Below are 20,943 nucleotides of genomic sequence, written 5' to 3'. Positions count from 1 at the left end.
CGGTCCACTACAGATGTAGACCGTAGCGGCTGTGGACAACCGCCGAGGCGTCCCGAGCAGATCGGCCACGCTGCGGGCATGAGACTCGACGACCGTCCCGACCCCTGCGGTGATCGCCCCCTGGACGACCCGGACCACGCGACCGCCGCACTGGAGGCCTACATCGGCGCCGAGGAACGAGAGGCGGGATGCATCTTCCTGCTGCTGTGCGACGAGCACGCGCGGCTGATCCAGCCGCTCGCGCTCACCCTCGGCGGCGTGGACCACAGCGTCGAGGCCGGCGCGGTCCTGCCCCGCCTCGCGGGAGTGCTCGACGCGGCGGGTGTTCGCAGCCTCGTCGTCGCGGTCGCGCGCGCCGGCTACAGCGCGATCAGCGACAGCGACCGGGCCTGGCACCAGGCGGTCATCGACCTCGCCGTCCAGGCCGAGGCCCGCCTGCTCGCGACGTACGTCGTGACGCACGGCGACATCGTGCGCCTCCCGGAGCCGTTGCCCCGCTCGGCCTAGAGCTCCTCGTCCGGCGCCGGGATGTCCATGCCTTCGTACGGGAGCTCGTAGACCATCGGGCCGACGATCAGGCGCTGCTCGGCCGACAGGTGCGGCCGGACGGTGAGGCCGTGCTCGCGCAGGACCTGCGCGATGTCCCGGCCGATCTCCTCGGGCATGCTGCCCGACTCGGCGAAGATGCCGTAGCCCAGGGCGAGCTGGCCGTTCATGATCAGCTCGTCGGTGTCGACGGCGTGGGCGAAGCAGTAGCCGCGCACGCCGACGCCGTGCTCCACCAGCTCGCGAGCGGAGTCGCCGATGTCCTCCAGCGCGGTCTGAGTGTCACCGGCCTCGGCGAAGGAGTAGACGATGCCGCGGATACTCATGGCGTGGAACGCGTCCAGCAGCGCGATGGCGTCACGCGAGGCACTGGTGACCTGCGCGTTGTGGTCCCGGATCACCAGGTCGACGAGGCGCTCGACGTCGGCCCCGTCCATGGCCGGCTCCGGGAAGTAGGAGCTCATCTCCGCGCCGATCTCGCTGAAGCCCGCGACGAGGGCCTCGCGCGTGTCGACGCCGGTCGCCACCTTCAGGGCGATCGCGCCGGCGAACGTCACCGTGTCAGGCGGGAAGGTGCCGCCGAAGTAGCGTCCCCGAGAAGGCTTTACGTCCACTTGCCACACTCCGTCATACTCCTGAGTCACATCACATACGCTGGTGAGCCTAGGCGACCAACCCCCCTTGATCTTCCATCGGAGTGCACTGCTGTGGCCCTGGCCGACATCACGCGAGACGACGTGCTCGCAGCCATCAACGAGTTCGACGCACAGGGGCGAGGGGCATTCCTCGATTCGTACGGTTTCAGTCCGACCGACGAGCATCTGCTGGTCCACGAGGGTCGGCCCTACGACGTCCCCGCACTGACCGCGGCAGCGCACGGCTTCGCGCGCCCGGAGTTCGGCGCGCTGACGCCGCTGTCGATGCCAAACGACCTGAGCGCGGTCGCCGGCCACCTCCACGACATCGGCTTCGCGGTCAAGAGCACCCATCACGCGTCGCGCCCGAACCCGCAGCGCCAGCTCGACATCAAGCGCTGGAAGACCACGTACGAGCTGGTCTGCGAGACGGTCAAGGCCGACCCAGCGGCGCAGACGCTCCTACAGGCGGGGGAGAACCACCGCGCCGAGCGTGACGAGGAGGCGCGCGCGATCCTCAAGGAGCTCGCGCTGACCCGCGACGTCCAGGCGTTCGTCGAGCAGGCCTCGGTCTGGTCGCGTCGGCCCGGCCCGTACTCCGCGCTCAGCCAGACCGCTCCGACGTGGCTGGGGCAGCTGATGGCGCACACGTCCGGTCGGGAGCGGGACCTCGCCGACCTGCTGGTCGACGTCACGCTGACCCCGGAGGACGAGGAGCAGGCGGCGACCCGCATCCGGGCCGTCCAGGAGTTCATCGGCAGCGGTGGCCCGGACGCCTCGCGGATCCCGACGGTCCTGTCGGTGTTCTGGTCGACCGACGGCGGGTCCACCTGGCCGGCGCTGTGGCCGCAGGGGGCCGACACCTTCCAGACGCTGGGCTGGATGGGCCGGCACCTGACGCACGCCGAGCGCTACATCGCCTACGCCGAGCTGTGCCACGCGCTCGAGCCGGACGACCCCCGTCGCGTCGAGTGGGTCGTCGGCTACCTCGCCTCCCGCCAGCCCTTCGTCGGGCTCGGCACGGCCATGCCGGAGATCTGCGAGGAGGCCGGCTCCCTCTTCATGGACTACCACCCGGGCACCGGCTACCCCAGCCCGGGCGAGGAGGCGCGGGCCGCCGGCCTGGCCCTGCAGCTGCGCGGTGCCGCGACGCTGTCGGTGCGTTCACTGCTCGGCCCTCTCATGGAGGCGACCGGCCTGCGGCTGCACGAGACCAACCTGCAGGCCCGTACCGGTATCTCCAAGGACGCCCCGTACCGGGTCGACGCGCACTCCACCTGGGCGCTGCCCGGCGGTACCAGCGCGCCGGGCTTTCGGATGTGGCTCACCCGCTCGGGTGTGGCCGTCGGTCTGCACTCCGGGTGGGACGGCCAGGGCAGCGCGCAGCGTCACGAGGAGATCGGCAAGCGTGTCGAGCGGTTCCTGCCCGACGACATGACGTTCCTGACGATCCGCCCGGTCACCTCCGCCGACCGGGTGCACCCCGCGGAGCGCACCTACCCCGGCGGCGACATCTTCGTCGGCCGCTGGTGGTCACACCCCGACGCGCTCGGCCGCGCGGACTTCGCCGACGACATCATCGAGACGGTCAAGGCGCTCGCCCCGCTCGTGGAGGTGATGAGCGGCAAGGAGCCCACGCCGACCGGCCCGCTCGACCTGGACCTGCTGGCCCAGCTGGAGCGTTTCGTCGCCGAGCGGCCCTACCCGTCCGAGCGCGACACCTGGCACCAGGACCAGCGGCGCGCGCTCGCCGCGGCGCTCGAGCCCGCCGCACTCGACGCCTTCGACCTGGTCGCCTTCCGTCGCCTGCTGAACGGCCGTGCGTACGGCCACCCCGGCACCAACTCGGTCTTCAACGCCCGCCTCGCCGCGATGGACGCCGCCGAGCTGGACGGTCTCGCGGTCCGGCTGAAGAGTCTGCTGTGGGGAGAGGACGACGACCGGGACCGGATCGAGCAGATCCTCTCGCCCGAGGGCGGCGTCACCGGCCTCGGCGAGGCCGTCGTGATGAAGGCGCTCGCGGTGACCCATCCCGGCCGGTTCCTGCCGATCTACTCCCTCGGCGGCGCCGACGGGAAGATCGCGCTGGCACGGGTGCTCGGCGTCGAGCTGCCGGACGCCGACGGCCAGTCGCGCGCCAAGCAGCACCTGGTCGCCAACGACCGGCTCCGGGCGCGGCTGGAGCCGCTGCTGCCGGGCGACCCGTGGGGTCAGGTGCAGTTCGCGCTGTGGCTGCTGCGTCAGGGTGAGTCGGCCGCCGACCCCGAGCGCGACCTGATCGCCGAGGCGGCCGCCGAGCTGCTCGTCGACGAGGACTTCCTGCGCGAGGTGCACGGCCTGCTGGAGGACAAGAAGCAGATCATCTTCTACGGCCCGCCCGGCACCGGTAAGACCTACCTGGCCCAGCGGCTCGCGGCGGCGCTGCAGCCGAGCTCCACCAAGCGGGCCGTGGTGCAGTTCCACCCCTCGACCTCCTACGAGGACTTCTTCGAGGGCTTCCGGCCGCGGCTGGACGCCGGCGGTCAGATGGTCTACGAGCTGCGCAAGGGTCCGCTGGCCCTGCTGGTCGAGGCGGCCGAGGCCGACCCGACGACGCCGCACATCATGCTGATCGACGAGATCAACCGCGCGAACCTGCCGCGGGTCTTCGGTGAGCTGCTGTTCCTGCTGGAGTACCGCTCGCAGAGCGTGATGACCTCCTACCGCCCGGACGAAGGCTTCGAGCTCCCGCCGAACCTGTATTTCATCGGCACCATGAACACCGCCGACCGCTCGATCGCCCTCGTGGACGCGGCGCTGCGTCGTCGTTTCCACTTCGTGCCGTTCATGCCGCACGAGGGTCCGATGGAGGGCCTGCTCGGACGCTGGCTCACCAAGCACGAAGGCCCGGCCTGGGTCGCCGGGGTGGTCGACCGGGTCAACGCCGAGCTGCGGCAGGCGCTGCGTGGTCCGCACCTGCAGATCGGCCACAGCCACTTCATGTCCGAGGGCCTGGACGACGAGGCGCTGCAGCGGATCTGGACCTACAGCGTCTACCCGTTCATCGAGGACCAGTTCTACGGCCGCGAGGACCTCCTGCGCACCTTCACCTGGCAGGCCGTGAAGGAGCGGCACGGCGAGTCGGCGCAGGCCGAGGTGGGTGCGCTGCCGCCGTCGCCGAAGCGCTGATCGGCTGCGCGATGGACGTCATGGACGTTGACCTCGCCGAGCACAGCGAGTCGCTTCCGGTACGACTGCCCCGTGAGGCCCGCAAGTCCCTGATGTCGGTCTCCCAGGGCCGTGTCGACATCCGGGCCACGGCCGACCCGGACCGCGTGGTCCTGGTCACCGGTTCGTGGGTCGGTGCCATCTCGGTGCCCGGTCTGACGGTACGGATCCGGCCGTCCGCGCCGATGGAGAACCTCTTCACCATGTTCTCTGCCGGCATCCCGGGGGAGGGCTGGGGCAGCGACCAGGTCGGCTGGTCCTCCGACGGTGACCTCGTCGACGGCGTCGCCGCCTTCGTGCTGCGCTCGATCGACGAGGCGACCCGACGTGGCCTGCTGCACGGGTACGTCACCGTGGAGGAGGACCTCAACCTGATCCGCGGCCGGCTGCTGGTCGAGAAGCTCGCGACCCGTCCGTGGCAGATCGCCGAGCCGCCCTGCCGGTACGACGACTTCACCGCCAACATCCCCGAGAACAAGCTGCTGCGCTGCGCGGTACGTCAGGTCCTCACCTGGCCCACCCTGCCGCCGGTGGTGCGCCGCGACGGCCTGCGCCTGCTGTCGCGGTTCGACGGGGTGGACGACACCGACGCGCGCGCTCATCGGGACAAGATCCCGATCACCCGGTTGAACGAGCACTACGGCTCGGCGATGGACCTCGCCCGGATGGCCCTGGACGGCGTCGCGATCCGGCACATGGAGGGCGACCAGAGCGCGCACACCTTCCTGGTCGACATGGACGACCTGTTCCGCCGCTGGGTCACCGAGGAGCTGAGCCAGCGGCTGTGGCCCGAGATCGCCGTCGACGAGCAGCCCGAGCACAGCCTGGACGTGCACGACCAGCTGCAGTTCACCCCGGACATGCTGCTGCGCCGCGGTCCGCAGGCGGTCCTCGTCGGCGACGTCGTCTACCACCTCGGCTCCACCTCCTCCGGGCCGAGCACCGACTACTTCCCGCTGCTCACCTACGCCTCGGCGCTCGGCCTCGGCGCGGGCATGCTGGTGTACGCCCAGGCGGACGAGCCGCCGGCGCCGGAGATGGTGGTCCGCAGCATCGGCACCCGGCTGATCAGCGTGCCGCTGCGCCTGAGCGTGCCGCCGGCGCGGCTGGCCGGTTCGCTCGACACCCTGGCCGAGCTGGTCCGCGCGGTCTCGGTGGGCGCCCTCGCGCCGCTGCGCTGAGCCGCTGGTACGACCTCATCCGCCCCCAGGAAAGGACCTCGAGTGTTCGCCAAGGCCGGGCTCGTGCTCGTCGCGATCGTCGTCATCTCCGTCGTCTGGTTCTTCGTGAAGGGCCGGGTCGGCCGGGCCCACGACCAGGTCCGTGACCGTGCGCTGGAGGGCGGCCTCGGACGGAAGGTGACCGCCGGACCCGCGGCCAAGCATCTGACGATGATGGGCCGGACCCTCACCCTGCACGCCGACCCGGTACGTGCGGGCGAGCTCATCGCGCACGTCGCCGGGGCCGACGACCGCGTCACGGCCGTCTCGCCCGAGGCCGCGGCGGTCGTGGTGGAGATCGACGGGTCGCGGCCACGGGTCCGGGCCCATCTGCGCGCGGACCGTACGGTGATCGGCGTCGAGGAGATGTCCTGGGAGATGGGCTTCCCCCAGGGCGCCCAGGTGTGGGACCGGGTGGCCGACGCCATCGCCGAGTCGGCGGGCAAGCAGGGGATCGGGGTCTCCGAGGGCACCCGCGAGTTCGTCAAGGCCGACCGGCCCGGCGAGAGCGGCGACATCTGGGTGGTCCGGACCTGACCTGCGGTCCGGCGAGCGCGCATCGGTGCCGACAGCATCGCGACCTGAGCCAGCGACCTTGATCGCTTCCCTCGCGAAGTCCGGGAGAGATCCCACGGCATACACGTACGTGGCGAGTGGTACCTTCCGGTTGCTTCGCGCAACGGGCTCGGAGCACACATGCGATCTAGGGGGACCTATGTCATCACTACGCACCGCGGTAGCCATGGTTGGTATCGGCGCTGCCTTCGTGGGCGGAGGAGTTCTGGCGGCTCCTTCAGCTCACGCCTCAGGGCCGGTCTCGGTGAACTGTGCCGACGAGGCCAAGAAGCGTGCGGTGGCCCTCCAGGCAGCCGCATCCTATGAGTCTCAGGCAGCCAGGGCCACGTCCTCGGCGGAGCGTGTTCGCCTGCTGAAGCTCGCTGAGTCGAAGCGTGCCTACGCAGCCTCGATCTACAGTCGGTGGAAGGGCATCTGCTGGTAGACGAAACGGTGCGCAAGAGGGATACGGGCGGCTCAAAGTGCCGCTCGTGTCCTTCTGCAGGCGGGCCGAGCCGCCGAGTCGGAACCTATCCACGCCGACTGACGTCGTAGCGCTAGCCTGACCGCGGCAGCCGGGGAGCTGCCACACATCACTGGAGGAGAACATGATCGCCACCCGTCGTCTGCGTCTTGCCGTCATCCCGGCCGCTTTCGCAGCGCTTGCTCTTGCCGGCTGCCAGGACGAGGCGCCGACGGCGGCCCCGCCGGCGGCACCGACCAGCCAGGCTCCTGCCGCGACGTCGTCGGCGCCCGCGCCGACCGCCGCTCCGAGCAGCGAGGCCCCTAGCAGCCAGGCGCCCGCACCCGCTCCTACGTCCAGCACTCCCTCCCCGAACTCGTCGGGACCGGCCTCTGGTGTCGAGTGCAACTCGACTTTGAGTAGCAACCGTCGCGGCGACTCGCCGGCCAAGCCCATCGGCACGAAGCAGGCTGCCTCAGGCATCGGATTCAGCAAGGACGATTCGGTGGAGGTCATCGTGGGCAAGCCCACGATCGACTCGACCAGCACGGACGACTACTTTCCCGGTGATGGGATGGTCGTGCTGAAGTTCCCGACGCTCATCAAGGCGACTGCAGGGTCGGCCGTGGTGTCTTACCTCAACTTCTCTCTTCTCGATCCAGAAGGGAACCCGTGCGACCCGGACGTCAGCGGCACGGTGGTTGCCAAGACGCAGCAGCTCGATGTCACGACTGTGAAGGCCGGCGACAGCCTCAGTGGTCTGCTGGTCTTCGCGGCCCCCGCCGGCGCCGACTACACCAAGTACAACGTGGTCTTCGCCTCTGAGTCTCGCGGCAAGGCGGAGCTGGCCTGGACCGCTTCCTGATCGGTCGGACCACGATCTCGAGGAGCTGAGTGAGCAGCCCGTCCACCAGCACGGCATCGGCCGGCCCCTTCATGGGGCCGGCCGATGCGGCGCGTCGCGCCGGCCTGCGTCGCATGCGGATCGTCGCGACCTCGCTGCTGGTCCTCGCCGCGGTCGTGTTCGTCCTCACCCACGGCCGCCACGGCGGTTGGGCGTACGTCAACGCGGCGGCCGAGGCCGCCATGGTCGGGGCCGTCGCTGACTGGTTCGCCGTGACGGCGCTGTTCCGGCACCCGCTCGGGCTCCCCATCCCGCACACGGCGCTCATCCCGCGCAAGAAGGACGCGCTGGGGGAGAGCCTCGAGGAGTTCGTCACCGAGAACTTCCTGACCCCCGCGATCGTGCAGGAGCGCCTCGAGCAGGCACAGATCCCGCTGCGCGTCGGGCGCTGGCTCTCCGAGCCGGAGCACGCCGCCCGCGCCGTCCAGGAGGCCGCGCCCGCACTGGGCCGGGCGGTCGCCTCGATCGAGGACGAGGAGGTCCGCACCCTGCTGGACTCCTTCCTGCTGCCACGCCTGGCCGAGGAGCCGATCAGCGAGCTCGCCGGCCACCTGCTGGACGGTGTGCTGGAGGACCGGTCGCACGTCGGCCTGGTCGACCTCGGCATCCGTCAGGTCCACGACTGGGCCCGTGACAACAAGGCCGCCATCGCCTCCATCATCGGAGCACGTGCGCCCTGGTGGTCGCCGCGCTGGCTGGACGACACGGTCATCGACCGGTTGTACGCCGAGCTGATGAGCTGGCTGGCCGACGTGCGCGACAACGCCCAGCACCCGGCGCGGCACGCGGTGGACGATCTGCTGAAGCGACTGGCGCACGACCTGCAGCACGACCCGCAGACCCAGGAGCGAGCCGAGGCGCTCAAGCGCCGGTTCCTCACCCACCCCGGCGTCTCCACCGGCATCGTGTCCGTGTGGGGCTCGGTCCAGCGCGCCGTCGTCGAGGCCCTCGCCGACCCCGAGGGACCGCTGCGCCGACGGCTCGCCGTCCTGCTCGAGGACGTCGGCCGGCGCCTGGTCCGGGACGAGCAGCTGCGGTCGGCCGTCGACCGCCGGCTGCACGACGTCGCCGGCTACGTCGTGAGCGCGTACGGACGAGAGATCTCCACGCTCATCTCGCAGACGGTCGCGCGCTGGGACGGCCGCGAGGCGTCCCGCCGCATCGAGCTCCAGGTCGGTCGCGACCTGCAGTTCATCCGCATCAACGGCACGCTCGTCGGTGGCCTGGTCGGCCTGCTGATCCATGCCGTGTCGCAGCTGCTCTGATGGTTTGTTTCACCATAAGGAACGGTGATGCGTGACGGCGGATCGAGCCGTTATCGTCGCCGCAGGTCAAGAGTCTCAGCGTCAAGCCCCGGCTGGCTGAGCGGCAACCCTCCAACCGCGGTGGGGTGCCCCGGGTGAGGACCCGGCCGTCGGCACCGAGCCCGCGGCAAGCGCGGGCAGCAGACCCTCTGCTTCCGCAGCACCATCGCGTGCCTGCCGGTGGTGCGACGTGTGAGGAGCACCCATGAGCGAGACGCCCAGCTGGTCGTTCGAGACGCGCCAGATCCACGCCGGTCAGACGCCCGACCCGACCACCGGTTCGCGTGCGCTGCCGATCCACCAGACGACGTCGTACGTCTTCCGGGACGCCGAGCACGCCGCGAACCTGTTCGGGCTCAAGGAGTTCGGCAACATCTACTCGCGGCTGATGAACCCGACCCAGGACGTGGTCGAGCAGCGGATCGCCAGCCTGGAGGGCGGTGTGGGCGCGCTCCTGCTCGCGTCCGGGCAGGCCGCCGAGACGATCGCGATCCTGAACATCGCCGAGGCGGGCGACCACGTCGTCGCGAGCCCGTCGCTGTACGGCGGGACCTTCAACCTGCTGAAGTACACGCTGCCGAAGCTCGGCATCCGGGTGACCTTCGTCGACGACGCACGGGACCCGGAGTCGTGGCGGGCAGCGGCGGAGGAGCGGACCAAGCTGTTCTTCGGGGAGACGATCTCCAATCCCAAGAGCGAGATCCTGGACATCGAGGCGGTCGCCGCGGTCGCGCACGAGATCGGAGTGCCGCTGGTCGTCGACAACACCGTCGCGACGCCGTACCTGCTGCGCCCGCTGGAGCGCGGAGCGGACGTCGTGGTGCACTCCGCGACCAAGTACCTCGGTGGCCACGGGACGACGATCGCCGGCGTCATCGTGGACGGCGGCACCTTCGACTACGGCAAGGATCCCGCGCGTTTCCCGAACTTCAACACACCCGAGGAGAGCTATCAGGGTCTGGTGTACGCCCGCGACCTCGGCGTCGACAGCGAGCTGGGAGCCAACCTCGCGTACATCCTCAAGGCGCGGGTCCAGCTGCTGCGCGACCTCGGACCGGCGACCTCGGCTTTCGACGCGTTCCTGATCGCCCAGGGCCTGGAGACGCTCAGCCTGCGGGTCGAGCGTCATCTGCAGAACGCCCACCGGGTGGCGGCGTTCCTGCAGGCGCACGAGCAGGTCGAGTCGGTGCGCTGGGCGTCCCTGCCGGACAACGAGTACTACGACCTGGCGCAGAAGTACGTGCCGCAGGGCGCGGGTGCCGTGCTCGCCTTCGAGATCAGCGGTGGCGTGGCTGCGGGGCAGCGGTTCGTCCAGGCGCTGTCGCTGCACTCCCACGTCGCCAACATCGGCGACGTCCGCTCGCTGGTGATCCACCCGGCGTCGACCACGCACAGCCAGGGCGGCGACGAGGACCGGCTGGCCGCGGGTGTGACCCCGGGTCTGGTTCGCCTGTCGGTGGGCCTGGAGCACATCGACGACATCCTCGCCGACCTGGAGCAGGGCTTCACCGCCGCGAAGGGCTGAACCCGGGCAGGCGGGGGTGAGCAAGGCCACGCCCCGGTTGGTCAGGGGCACCTGACGGCCCGGGTCACCATGGTGGGGATGACCACTACCCAGATCCCGCCGACCGCCGTGCCGAGCGTGACCGTGTCGATCACCCGACGGGTGCGCGCCCAGGACGAGACCGCCATGGTCGCCTGGGTGCGCGCCGGTACGGCGATGGCCGAGCGGTTCCCCGGCTTCCTGGGCTCCGGCTGGGTGCGTCCGACCGATCGGTCGGACGAGTGGCACATGCTCTACCGGTTCGCCGACGAGCAGAGCCTGCACCGGTGGGAGGTCTCCGCCGAGCGGTCGTGGTGGCTCCGCTCCGCGGAGGGTCTGGTCGAGCACACTCGCGCCGAGCGTCGTACGGGCGTGGAGGGCTGGTTCGACGAGCCGTCGGAGACGTCCCTGCTCTCACCGGCGGCGCCGCCTGCTCCGCCCCGGTGGAAGCAGGCGCTGGTCATCTGGATGACGTTCTTCCCGCTGAACCTGCTCGCGACCGTGACCATCGGTCATCTGATCGCGGCGTGGCCGGTCGCCCTGCGCGTCCTGGTCCTGACCGCACTGCTGACGCCGGTCATGACCTACCTGCTGCTGCCGGCGATGACCCGAGCACTGGCGCCGTGGCTGCACGCCGGTCGCGCCTGGGGCTGGCGCGTCCTGACCCGCGCCGAATAAACCCGTTGCGGCGGTCCGTACCGGCCCTGCACAGTTGACCCCGCACCTGCGGCGCCGGCACGGCGCCCCGATGAGAGGAGAAGTGACATGTCGACGACTGTCCTCGGCCTGCCCTGCAAGCCGTCCCACCTCTTCGTTCGGAGCACCCGTGTCATCTGCCAGCCCGGAGCGCGATTCTGAGGTCGCGCTCGACCCCTTCTTCACTTTCGACTTCACCGCCGTCGAGGACCCTGGTGAGGGTCAGCGATGGTCCACCTGGTCCAGCATCGAACGCCTGTGCCGTGGTCCCGAGCCACGGCCGGACTGGGTCGTCACCGACGACTCGGCGCTGGACACCGAGCTCGGCGTCCTGAAGACCGGCAAGGAGGCCGACGTCTTCCTGCTCGAGCGCACCTCCACCAACGACACCAGTCGTACCTGCGTCATGGCCGCCAAGCGGTACCGCGGCGAGGACCACCGCACGTTCCACCGCAGCGCCTCCTACACGGAGGGCCGCCGCACGCGCCGGAGCCGGGACGCCCGGGCTCTGGCCAAGGGCACGGAGTACGGCCGGGCCGTCGCGGCCGGTCAGTGGGCGTGGGCGGAGTGGGAAGCGCTCAACCGCTTCTGGTCGCAGGGCATCCCGGTGCCCTACCCCGTGCAGGTGGACGGGACGGAGATCCTGATGGAGTTCGTGACCGGTCCGGACGGTACGGGCGCGCCTCGGCTCGCCCAGGCCCGATCCACCCCCGCCCTGCTCAGCACCTGGTTCGAGCAGCTGCGCGAGGCCATGATCGGACTGGTCCGAGCCGGGTTCGCGCACGGCGACCTGTCGGCGTACAACGTGCTGGCGGCGGGTGAGCGACTCGTCGTGATCGACCTGCCGCAGGCCGTGGACGTCGTCGGCAACCCGCAGGGGATGGACTTCCTGCACCGGGACTGTCGCAACATCGCGCGATGGTTCAGCGCCAAGGGGCACGAGGTGGACGAGGAGTCGTTGTTCGCCGATCTCCTCGCGTACGCCTTCTGAGCCGGGCCGGCGCGCTCGTTAGCCTGAGCGCATGCCTCGGTCGCGGACCCGTCGTGCGGTGCTGGCCGCCGCGCTCGGCGCCCTGCTGCTCGCGGGATGCGCCGAGCCCGAGCCCGGCCTGCAGGTGGAGGTCAGCGGTGCGTCCCGGTCGGGAGGCACCGCTGACGCCTCGGTCCCGCCGGGCGGCGACGGCTCGACCGTGCCCCGGCTCCCGCCGATCTGCGCGCCGCCGAAGCCCGGCCGGACGTACGACACGGCCCAGCTGAACGCCACGATGACGCAGCTGGACCTGCCCGACTGGCGGGCGGCCGACGTCGGCGCGACGGCGCCGCTCACCGACGGCCGGGTGCTGTGGGTCTTCGGCGACACGTTGCGCGCCGCCGGCTCACGGCCCGGGCTCGTGGCCAACTCCCTGCTGGTGAGCTCGGGGACGTGCTTCACCCAGGTCGGCGCGGGGCGGGACACGGCGCTGCTCGGTGTCCCGGAGGACGGCGAGGCGTGCTGGCCGACGTCCGTGGCGTCGCGGGCCGTGATCGGCGGCGACGAGGCGTTCGTGATCTGCTCGCGGGTCCAGCGCAAGCCCGCCGGCCTGCTGGACTTCAGCTACCTGGGTGCCTCGCTGATCCGCATCACGGTCGCCTCCGGTGGTCAGCCGGTGATCCGGGACGTGACCTCGCTGACGCCGGACACCCACGACGAGACCGTCGTCAACTGGGGTGCGGGCCAGCTCATCGACGGTGGCTGGCTGTACGTCTACGGGAGTCAGCAAGGGCGCGGAGCGACGTCGAAGTCGGTGCTGGTGGCTCGGGTCCGGCTCGCGCAGGCGTCCCGGTTCATGGCGTGGCAGTTCTACGACGGGCGGCGGTGGCAGGAGGACGCGGGGTGGGCGCGGCCGGTGCTCCCGGCGAATCCCGGTGTGTCGCAGGCGTTCTCGGTGCACCGGGACGGCAACCACTTCGTCCTCGTGTCCAAGCGGGGTGGTGAGTTCGGTGACGCGATCGGCGTCTGGACCGCTCCCACACCGGCCGGCCCGTGGAGCCTGGCCTCGCAGACCCCGTACCCCTACGACGACGGCTCGGGATTCGTGAGCTACCAGCCGCTGGCCCACCCGGAGCTGCCGCTGCGCAACGGTCGGCTGCTGGTGACGATGTCGCGCAACCCCACGTCGTTCGAAAATCTGCTGGCGCAGCCGCGTCGCGGACGACCAGTATTCGTCGAGGTCCCGAAGCCCTGACAGACTGAGCTCAGCCATGACCCACCCAGCCTCTCCCGCGCGACGACGTCGCGGGCCCGACAGCGCGCCCTCGCGCGGACGTCGGCCCCGTGCCCGTCGCCCCCACGAGTCGGAGGAGCAGCGCACCGCTCGCATCGAGCGCCGGCGCGCGCTCGTGCCCTCGATCGCCTACCCGCAGGCGCTGCCCGTGTCGGCCGCGCGCGAGGAGATCGCCGCCGCGATCCGCGACCACCAGGTGGTCGTCGTCGCCGGCGAGACCGGCTCGGGCAAGACCACCCAGCTGCCCAAGATCTGCCTCGAGCTCGGCCGCGGGCTCGCCGGCACCATCGGGCACACCCAGCCCCGGCGGATCGCCGCACGCTCGGTGGCCGAGCGCATCGCCGAGGAGCTGGACGTCGAGCTGGGGGAGCAGGTCGGCTACCAGGTGCGGTTCACCGACCACGCCAACCGGGACACCCTGGTCAAGGTGATGACCGACGGCATCCTGCTGTCGGAGATGCAGCGGGACCGCGACCTGCGGCGGTACGACACCCTGATCATCGACGAGGCCCACGAGCGCTCGCTCAACATCGACTTCATCCTCGGCTACCTCAAGCAGCTGCTGCCGCGCCGCCCGGACCTGAAGGTGATCATCACCTCGGCGACGATCGACCCGGAGAAGTTCGCGCAGCACTTCGCCCGTGACGGGGTCCCGGCGCCGATCATCGAGGTGTCCGGGCGCACCTACCCCGTCGAGCTGCGCTACCGCCCGCTGGTGCGCACGGACGGCGAGGTCGAGGTCGACGTCGATCAGGTCACCGGCATCGTCGAGGCGGTCGAGGAGCTGTGGACCGAGACGCCGCGGGACGGTCGCGCCCAGGACGTCCTGGTCTTCTGCTCGGGCGAGCGGGAGATCCGCGACGCGGCCGACGCGCTCCGGGGCCTGGAACTGCTGCAGACCGAGATCCTGCCGCTATACGCGCGGCTGTCGGCGGCCGAGCAGCACCGGGTGTTCAGCCGGCACAGCGGACGGCGGGTCGTCCTCGCCACCAACGTCGCCGAGACATCGCTCACCGTGCCGGGCATCCGGTACGTCGTCGACACCGGAACCGCCCGCATCTCGCGGTACAGCCAGCGGACCAAGGTGCAGCGGCTGCCGATCGAGCCGGTCTCCCAGGCGTCGGCCCAGCAGCGGTCCGGTCGGTGCGGGCGCGTCGCCGAGGGCATCTGCATCCGGCTGTACTCCGAGGAGGACTTCCAGGCGCGTCCGGAGTTCACCGACCCGGAGATCCTGAGGACCTCGCTCGCATCGGTGATCCTGCAGATGACCTCGCTCGGGCTGGGTGACGTCGCCCGGTTCCCGTTCGTCGACCCGCCGGACGCCCGCCAGGTGACCGACGGCGTACGACTGCTCGAGGAGCTCGGCGCCCTGGACCCGGAGGCGGTGGATCCGCGCAAGCGGCTGACGGCGTACGGACGGACCCTCGCGGCGCTGCCGGTCGACCCGCGGATGGCCAGGATGCTGGTCGCGGCAGCGGAGAACGGCTCACTGCGCGAGGTCCTGGTCATCGTCGCCGGTCTCTCGATCCAGGACGTCCGCGAGCGCCCGGCCGAGTCGCAGGCTCAGGCCGACCAGGCGCACGCGCGGTTCAAGGACGAGCACAGCGACTTCATCTCCTACCTGAACCTGTGGCGGTACCTGAAGGAGCAGCAGAAGGAGCTGAGCGGCAGCGCGTTCCGCCGCATGTGCAAGCGCGAGTACCTGCACTACCTGCGGATCCGCGAGTGGCAGGACCTGCACACCCAGCTGCGGCAGGCGTGCAAGCAGCAGCACCTGACCCTGAACGACAACGAGGCGTCGCCCGACACGGTCCACCAGGCGCTGCTCACCGGTCTGCTGTCCCACATCGGGCTGCGCGACCGAGACCGGCGCGACTACCTCGGGGCCCGGAACGCCCGGTTCTCGATCCAGCCGGGCTCGACGCTGTTCCGGCGCCAGCCCGACTGGGTCATGGCCGCCGAGCTGGTCGAGACCACCCGGTTGTGGGCGCGGGTCAACGCGCGGACCGACCCGGCGTGGGTCGAGCGGGCGGCCGGTCACCTGGTGAAACGCTCGTACGCCGAGCCGCACTGGGAGCGCAAGCAGGGCAGCGCGATGGCGCTCGAGCGGGTCACGTTGTACGGCGTGCCGCTCGTCGCCGGGCGCAAGGTGCCGTACGGGCGCGTCGACCCGCACGTCTCGCGGGAGCTGTTCATCCGGCACGCCCTCGTCGAGGGCGACTGGGAGACCCGGCACCGGTTCTTCGCCGACAACCAGGCGCTGCTGCGGCGCCTGTCGGACCTGGAGGCGCGGGCCCGACGCCGTGACCTGCTGGTGGACGACGAGACACTCGTGCAGTTCTACGACGAGCGCATCCCCGAGTCGGTGGTGTCGGCGACGCACTTCGACACGTGGTGGAAGACGGCGTCCCGGCAGACCCCGGACCTGCTGACCTACAGCGAGGAGCTGCTGGTCAGCGACGACGCGGAGGCCGTCGACGAGTCCCAGTTCCCCAAGTCGTGGCGGCAGGGCGACCTGCGGCTGCGACTGACCTACCAGTTCGAGCCCGGCGAGGATGCCGACGGCGTCACCGTGCACATCCCGGTCGAGCAGCTCAACCAGATCGAGGACACCGGCTTCGACTGGCTGGTGCCGGGCATGCGCGAGGAGCTCGCCGTCGCCCTCATCAAGTCGTTGCCCAAGGCGACGCGGCGCAGCTTCGTCCCGGCGCCCGACCATGCGAGGGCGGCCCTCGCGCAGACCGACCCGGCCGACGGCGCCATCACCGACGAGCTCGCCGGCGCCCTGACCCGCCGTACGGGCGTCCGGCTCCCGCCGCAGGAGTGGGACTGGTCGCGGGTGCCGGACCACCTGCGGATGACGTTCCGGATCGAGGACCGCCGGCGCCGGCCGCTCGGCGAGGGCAAGGACCTGTCGGTCCTGAAGGAGCAGCTGGCGGGCCAGGTCCGGTCCACGATGGCCCGGGCGGCCGCGTCCGTGGAGCGCGAGGGGCTGCGGCAGTGGGCCTTCGGCGACCTGCCGGAGACGTTCGAGACCAAGCAGGGCCGGCAGACGATCCAGGGCTTCCCGGCGGTCGTCGACCACGGCGACACCGTTGCGGTGGAGGTCCTGCCGAGCCGCGCCGAGAGCGACGAGGCGACGCGCCTGGGCGTGCGCCGGCTGCTGCTGCTCAACACCGACGTCCCGTGGAAGCGCATCCTCGGCCTGCTGACCAACGCCCAGCGGCTCGCGCTCGGCAGCAACCCGCACGGCGACCTGCAGGCGATGCTCGACGACGCGCTGGCCTGTGCGCTCGACGCGGTGGTGGCCGACCAGCCCGGGGGAGCGCCCCGTACGCCCGCCGGGTTCGAGGAGTCCCTGCGCTCGGTGAAGCAGCTCGTCGTCCCGCGGGTCATCGAGGTCGTCGACCTGCTGGTACCGGTGCTGAACCACTACCGGGAGCTCGACCTGGCGCTGGGCCGGATGACGCCGGCGTCCGTCGCGTCGCTGCGCGAGGACGTCCGCGCCCAGCTCGACCACCTGGTGTACCCGGGGTTCGTCGCCGGGACGGGCCTGGCCCGGCTGCGCGACCTGGACCGCTACCTGCGTGCGGCGCTGGAGCGTCTGGACAAGGCGCCCGCCGACATGGCGCGCGACCAGGAGCGGGCCGAGGTCGTCCGTCGCGTGGAGCAGGAGCGCGAGGACCTGCTGGCCGAGCTGCCGGCGGCCCGGCGCAGCGAGCCCGCCGTCGTCGAGCTGCGCTGGATGGTCGAGGAGCTGCGGGTGAGCCTGTTCGCCCAGCGTCTCGGGACCGCCTACCCGGTGTCGGAGAAGCGCGTCTACAAGGCGATGGACGCCGTCTGAGGACCATCCCTCAAGTCCCGCGCTCTCCCGTGCACGAGGTGTGAGGTCGATCGTCCGGTGCGATCAGTAGGGTCGAGCACCATGGCGACCCTGTTCAGCAAGATCATCGACGGTGAGATCCCCGGCCACTTCGTCTGGCAGGACGAGGTGTGCGTGGCCTTCCTCGTCATCGACCCGTTGACCGACGGCCACACGATCGTGGTGCCGCGTACCGAGGTCGACCAGTGGCTGGACGCGGACGAGGAGCTGGTCGCTCACCTGGTGGGAGTCGCCAAGCAGGTCGGTCTGGCCCAGCGGCAGGCCTGGGACGCCCCGCGCGCCGGTCTGATGGTGATGGGTTTCGAGGTACCTCACCTGCACGTTCACGTGTGGCCGACGTGGAGCATGGCCGACTTCGACCTGTCCCGAGTCACGCACGGCGAGGACCAGAAGGTGCTCGCCGACAACGCGCAGCGGGTGCGGGACGGGCTCCGTGGCCTGGGTCACAGCTCGGTGGTCCCGGGCTGATCGACCCGTTCGGTCGGGAATCGGGACGGCCCGTCGGGCGTTGGAGCCACGAGACAGACCGCCACGCTCAGGAGAGATCGTGCAAGACCCGTCGTTGCTGTACCAGTTCGAGACCGACGCCCGCCAGGAGGACCTGCGTGCCTCCACGATGATCGTGTCCTTCGGTGGGCTGCTCGACGCCGGTCAGGCCCAGAAGCTGCTCACCGACCACATCCTGGAGACCCTCGACAACGAGGTCGTCGCCTCCTTCGACCTCGACCAGCTGCTGGACTACCGCGGCCGGCGTCCCCTGATGACCTTCGACCGCGACCACATCGCCTCGTACGAGGACCCGTCGCTGCTGCTGCACCGGGTCGTCGACGAGGAGGGCACCCCCTTCTACGTGCTCTACGGCCCCGAGCCGGACTACCAGTGGGAGCGCACCATCGAGGCGGTGCGCAGCATGGTCCGGATGCTGGGTGTGCGGCTGGTCATCAGCGCGCACGGCATCCCGATGGGTGTCCCGCACACCCGGCCGGTCGGGATGACCCGGTACGCCACCGACCGTAGCCTGATCACCGAGAACGTCCCGGCGTTCGGGGCGATCCGGATCCCGGCCAGTCTGGAGCAGCTGCTGCACCTGCGGCTGGGGGAGTCGGGTACCGATGCGGTCGGGTTCGCCCTCCACGTCCCGCACTACCTCGCGCAGATGGAGTTCGGCGACGCCGCGGTGGCCGCCCTGGAGTCGATCCACGCCCTGACCGGCCTGGCGATCCCGGTGGACGGTCTCGCCGCGACGGCGGGCCTGAACCGCGTCGACATCCAGCGGCAGATCGCCGACAACGAGGAGGTCGGGCAGGTCGTCTCCGGCCTCGAGGAGCAGTACGACGCCTATCACGATGGGCGGGAGCGCAAGAGCCTGCTCGCGACCGAGATGGCCGAGCTGCCCTCCGCCGACGAGATCGGCGAGCAGCTGGAGGCGTTCCTGCGCGAGGAGACCTCCGACGGCTCGGACACCTCCGACGAGGACGCCGGGCCCGACTTCCTGCGCTGACCGCTACGGTCGCCCGGTGCACTTCAGCGGGTCCGACCCGCCTGGCCGCGTACGCCGTCGAGCTCGACGGCTTCCTCGGCATCGACTCCTGGGTCCTGCCGGCGGTCGAGCGCATCATCCGGAGGGGTCGCTCGGCTACTTCGCCTCGGACCACCGATGCACCACACTGACGTCCGCGACGAACCGCACCGGCGCGCCGCCCGACCAGTGATGGGCGGCCGACTCCAGCGCGCCGTGGACGACACGGACGCCCTCGTCCGCGTGCTCGTGCGGTACGTGGAGTACCAGCTCGTCGTGCAGGCACAGGACGATCTGCCCGCCGATCGGGACGATGCCGGCCCGGACCGTCAGGGCCCAGGCCTTGAAGAGCTCGGCAGCCGCACCCTGGACGACCGCGTTGCGGGTGAACCGGCCGACGGCCCGGCGACGCGCCGGATCGCCGCCCTCGTCGACCGGCACCCGCCGACCGCCGTACGTGGTCACCGCCTCGCCGCGTTCACCGGTCTCCGCCGCGCGCCCGAGGTAGGCCATGGCGGTCGGGTAAGCACGCTCCAGCCCGGTGAGCGCCTCGCCGGCCGCGCCGGACGTCTGCCCGTACATCGCCGCCAGCACCGCGATCTTCGCGACGGGACGGTCGATACGCAGCCGCGCCGCGACGTCGGCGTACAGGTCGTCCGCCGCGGTGGCGGCCGCGAACGCGCGGTCCCCGGACACCACGGCCAGCACCCGCGGCTCCACCTGACCGAGATCGGCCCGGATCAGCACGTGCCCGGCGCCGGCGGCGACACCCGGGCGCAGGGGAGCGGGCAGGCTGTGCAGCCCCGCGCCCGCCGTCATCCGTCCGGCGCCACCGTCGCAGACCGTCCACTCGCCGCGTAGCCGGTCGTCCTCGCCGACGAACCGGTCCAGCCAGGTCCATCCGTAGGTCGTCGCGATCCGCTCGGACTTCCGCCAGGCCAGCAGCGCCTCGACGACCGGGTGCATCCCTCGGTACGGGTCCAGCCGCCAGGAGCGGGTGTCGTCGACCCGGACCCCGACGGCGTGCAGGAGCTGCAGCACCTGCGCCGGGTTGCGCAGATCCGTCCGCTCGCGGCCGGGGACGTGCTGCAGGACGAGCTGGTCGCGCTCGCGGCGGATGGCGGCGGCGTGCGCGTCGGTCTCGGGCCGTGGCCCGGCGGCCAGGGTGATCAGCTCGGACATCCGCGCGCGGTCGATCGGGAGCCCGTCGCGGGCCAGCTCCAGGCACAGCAGACCGGCGCCGGACTCGCTGTACGCGGTGCTGAGGGCACGACCCGACCGTGCCCTCAGCAGCTCCTCCTGCCGCCGAGCCACCCGCAGCGCGAGGACGCCCCAGGCCGCGCACTCCTCCGGTCCGGCCGGCCAGGCCGGGTCGAGGGCGCGCGCACCGAGATAGCCGTCGTCGCGGACGAGCGGCTCGTCGGCGTCCGTGCTGTCGAACAGGTCGCCCGTCGGCCCCGACGGCCGGTCGCCCGGGGCCAGCCCGTGCGAGACGGCCCAGACCTCGTCCGGGTCGGCCGACCAGCCGCCGACGAGCAGCCGGTGCACCTCCTGCAGGTCCCAGCACCGGCGCAGCACGACTCGCGCCTCGACCGCCGGGGCGGCAGCGGACCGGTTCCACCAGACCCATCGGCTCGGGCCCTGCGCCTCGTACGCCGCGACCCGCTCGACGACCTCGCCGATCGGCCCGCTCGCGACCGGGTCCGACGCGTCGCTCTCGACGACGACGGCGTGCCGGCCGGAGCTGTCGACGACCAGCGCGCGCCGCACCGGCTGCACGGACGACGAACCCCGCACCGGCGGCCGGTGCGGGGTGTCGACGTGGTCGGGTCGGTTCAGCTGTTGCCCTTGCCCTGGTCGTCGCGCTGCCAGGACGATCCACCCTGCTGGTTCTGCTGACCCTGCTGGCGCTCGTCCTGCACCGGGGTCGCGGTGGTCGGCTGCTCGTGCACGCTGTCGCCGTCGACGGGTCGCACCGCCTGGGTGGGAGCCTCGTGGTCCTGGTCACCGCGGACGCCCTGCGTGGGCTGGTCGGCGTGGCCCTGGCCCTGAGCGTTCTGCTGGTCGCCGTAGCCCTGGCCGTACTGGGACTGGTCGCCGTAGCCCTGCTGGCCGTAACCGGCCTGGCCCTGGTTGTAGCCGCCCTGCTGGCCGTAGCCGCCCTGGCCGTACTGGGACTGGTCGCCGTAGCCCTGCTGGCCGTA

General features: G+C 71.3%; 16 protein-coding genes and 1 riboswitch. Of the genes, 13 read left to right on the top strand and 3 right to left on the bottom strand.

Annotated features, from left to right (window positions below):
• Positions 1-78: 78 nt before the first annotated feature.
• Positions 79-507: a hypothetical protein gene (locus P4R38_RS13310; protein WP_275238679.1), complete on the top strand. Its 429-nt coding sequence runs from the start codon at positions 79-81 to the stop codon at positions 505-507.
• Here the strand turns inward: P4R38_RS13310 and P4R38_RS13305 are convergent.
• On the bottom strand, positions 504-1,160 hold the full coding sequence (locus P4R38_RS13305; RefSeq protein ID WP_275238678.1) for a DUF6891 domain-containing protein: 657 nt from the start codon (positions 1,158-1,160) through the stop codon (positions 504-506). The genes P4R38_RS13310 and P4R38_RS13305 overlap by 4 nt on opposite strands.
• 123 nt (positions 1,161-1,283) lie before the next feature.
• Here P4R38_RS13305 and P4R38_RS13300 point away from each other — a divergent pair, with 123 nt between their 5' ends.
• From P4R38_RS13300 to P4R38_RS13245, 12 genes are all read left to right on the top strand, one after another.
• Complete coding sequence (locus P4R38_RS13300) at positions 1,284-4,349, top strand: AAA family ATPase (RefSeq protein WP_277192549.1); 3,066 nt, start codon at positions 1,284-1,286, stop codon at positions 4,347-4,349.
• Between the two features lie 20 nt (positions 4,350-4,369).
• The gene (locus P4R38_RS13295) at positions 4,370-5,569 is read left to right on the top strand and encodes an McrC family protein (protein ID WP_275238676.1); all 1,200 of its coding nucleotides are present in this window, start codon (positions 4,370-4,372) and stop codon (positions 5,567-5,569) included.
• Positions 5,570-5,611: 42 nt separating this feature from the next.
• Entirely contained in the window at positions 5,612-6,145 is a 534-nt protein-coding gene (locus P4R38_RS13290) for a hypothetical protein (RefSeq protein ID WP_275238675.1), read from the top strand.
• 626 nt (positions 6,146-6,771) lie between these two features.
• Positions 6,772-7,491: a hypothetical protein gene (locus P4R38_RS13285; RefSeq protein ID WP_277192548.1), complete on the top strand. Its 720-nt coding sequence runs from the start codon at positions 6,772-6,774 to the stop codon at positions 7,489-7,491.
• A gap of 29 nt (positions 7,492-7,520) precedes the next feature.
• Positions 7,521-8,795 carry a DUF445 domain-containing protein gene (locus tag P4R38_RS13280; protein ID WP_346770758.1) on the top strand — a complete coding sequence of 425 codons (1,275 nt, stop codon included), beginning with the start codon at positions 7,521-7,523 and terminating at the stop codon, positions 8,793-8,795.
• Positions 8,796-8,859: 64 nt separating this feature from the next.
• A riboswitch (SAM riboswitch) is annotated at positions 8,860-8,974 on the top strand.
• Positions 8,975-9,039: 65 nt separating this feature from the next.
• On the top strand, positions 9,040-10,359 hold the full coding sequence (locus tag P4R38_RS13275) for a bifunctional o-acetylhomoserine/o-acetylserine sulfhydrylase (RefSeq protein WP_277192547.1): 1,320 nt from the start codon (positions 9,040-9,042) through the stop codon (positions 10,357-10,359).
• 78 nt (positions 10,360-10,437) lie between these two features.
• Complete coding sequence (locus P4R38_RS13270) at positions 10,438-11,055, top strand: antibiotic biosynthesis monooxygenase (RefSeq protein WP_277192546.1); 618 nt, start codon at positions 10,438-10,440, stop codon at positions 11,053-11,055.
• A 148-nt stretch (positions 11,056-11,203) separates the two neighbouring features.
• A complete protein-coding gene (locus P4R38_RS13265) occupies positions 11,204-12,064 on the top strand; it encodes a serine protein kinase RIO (RefSeq protein WP_275238671.1) in 861 nt (286 codons plus the stop codon).
• A 31-nt stretch (positions 12,065-12,095) separates the two neighbouring features.
• Complete coding sequence (locus P4R38_RS13260) at positions 12,096-13,298, top strand: DUF4185 domain-containing protein (protein ID WP_275238670.1); 1,203 nt, start codon at positions 12,096-12,098, stop codon at positions 13,296-13,298.
• 16 nt (positions 13,299-13,314) lie between these two features.
• On the top strand, positions 13,315-17,181 hold the full coding sequence (gene hrpA / locus P4R38_RS13255) for an ATP-dependent RNA helicase HrpA (RefSeq protein WP_277192545.1): 3,867 nt from the start codon (positions 13,315-13,317) through the stop codon (positions 17,179-17,181).
• A gap of 81 nt (positions 17,182-17,262) precedes the next feature.
• Positions 17,263-17,688, top strand: a complete 426-nt coding sequence (locus P4R38_RS13250) for an HIT family protein (RefSeq protein ID WP_275238667.1) — start codon at positions 17,263-17,265, stop codon at positions 17,686-17,688.
• A gap of 79 nt (positions 17,689-17,767) precedes the next feature.
• Positions 17,768-18,721: a PAC2 family protein gene (locus P4R38_RS13245; protein WP_277192544.1), complete on the top strand. Its 954-nt coding sequence runs from the start codon at positions 17,768-17,770 to the stop codon at positions 18,719-18,721.
• Between the two features lie 135 nt (positions 18,722-18,856).
• Here the strand turns inward: P4R38_RS13245 and P4R38_RS13240 are convergent, their stop codons facing one another.
• Positions 18,857-20,518 carry a DNA polymerase gene (locus tag P4R38_RS13240; RefSeq protein ID WP_277192543.1) on the bottom strand — a complete coding sequence of 554 codons (1,662 nt, stop codon included), beginning with the start codon at positions 20,516-20,518 and terminating at the stop codon, positions 18,857-18,859.
• A gap of 56 nt (positions 20,519-20,574) precedes the next feature.
• Positions 20,575-20,943 (bottom strand): hypothetical protein (locus P4R38_RS13235; protein ID WP_277192542.1); only part of this gene is annotated, 369 nt, incomplete at its 5' end.

Source organism: Luteipulveratus flavus (assembly GCF_029439465.1).
GTDB classification, from domain to species: Bacteria; Actinomycetota; Actinomycetes; order Actinomycetales; family Dermatophilaceae; genus Luteipulveratus; species Luteipulveratus flavus.
Note: the sequence above shows the minus strand (reverse complement) of the source record. Positions and strands in the feature narration are given on the sequence as shown.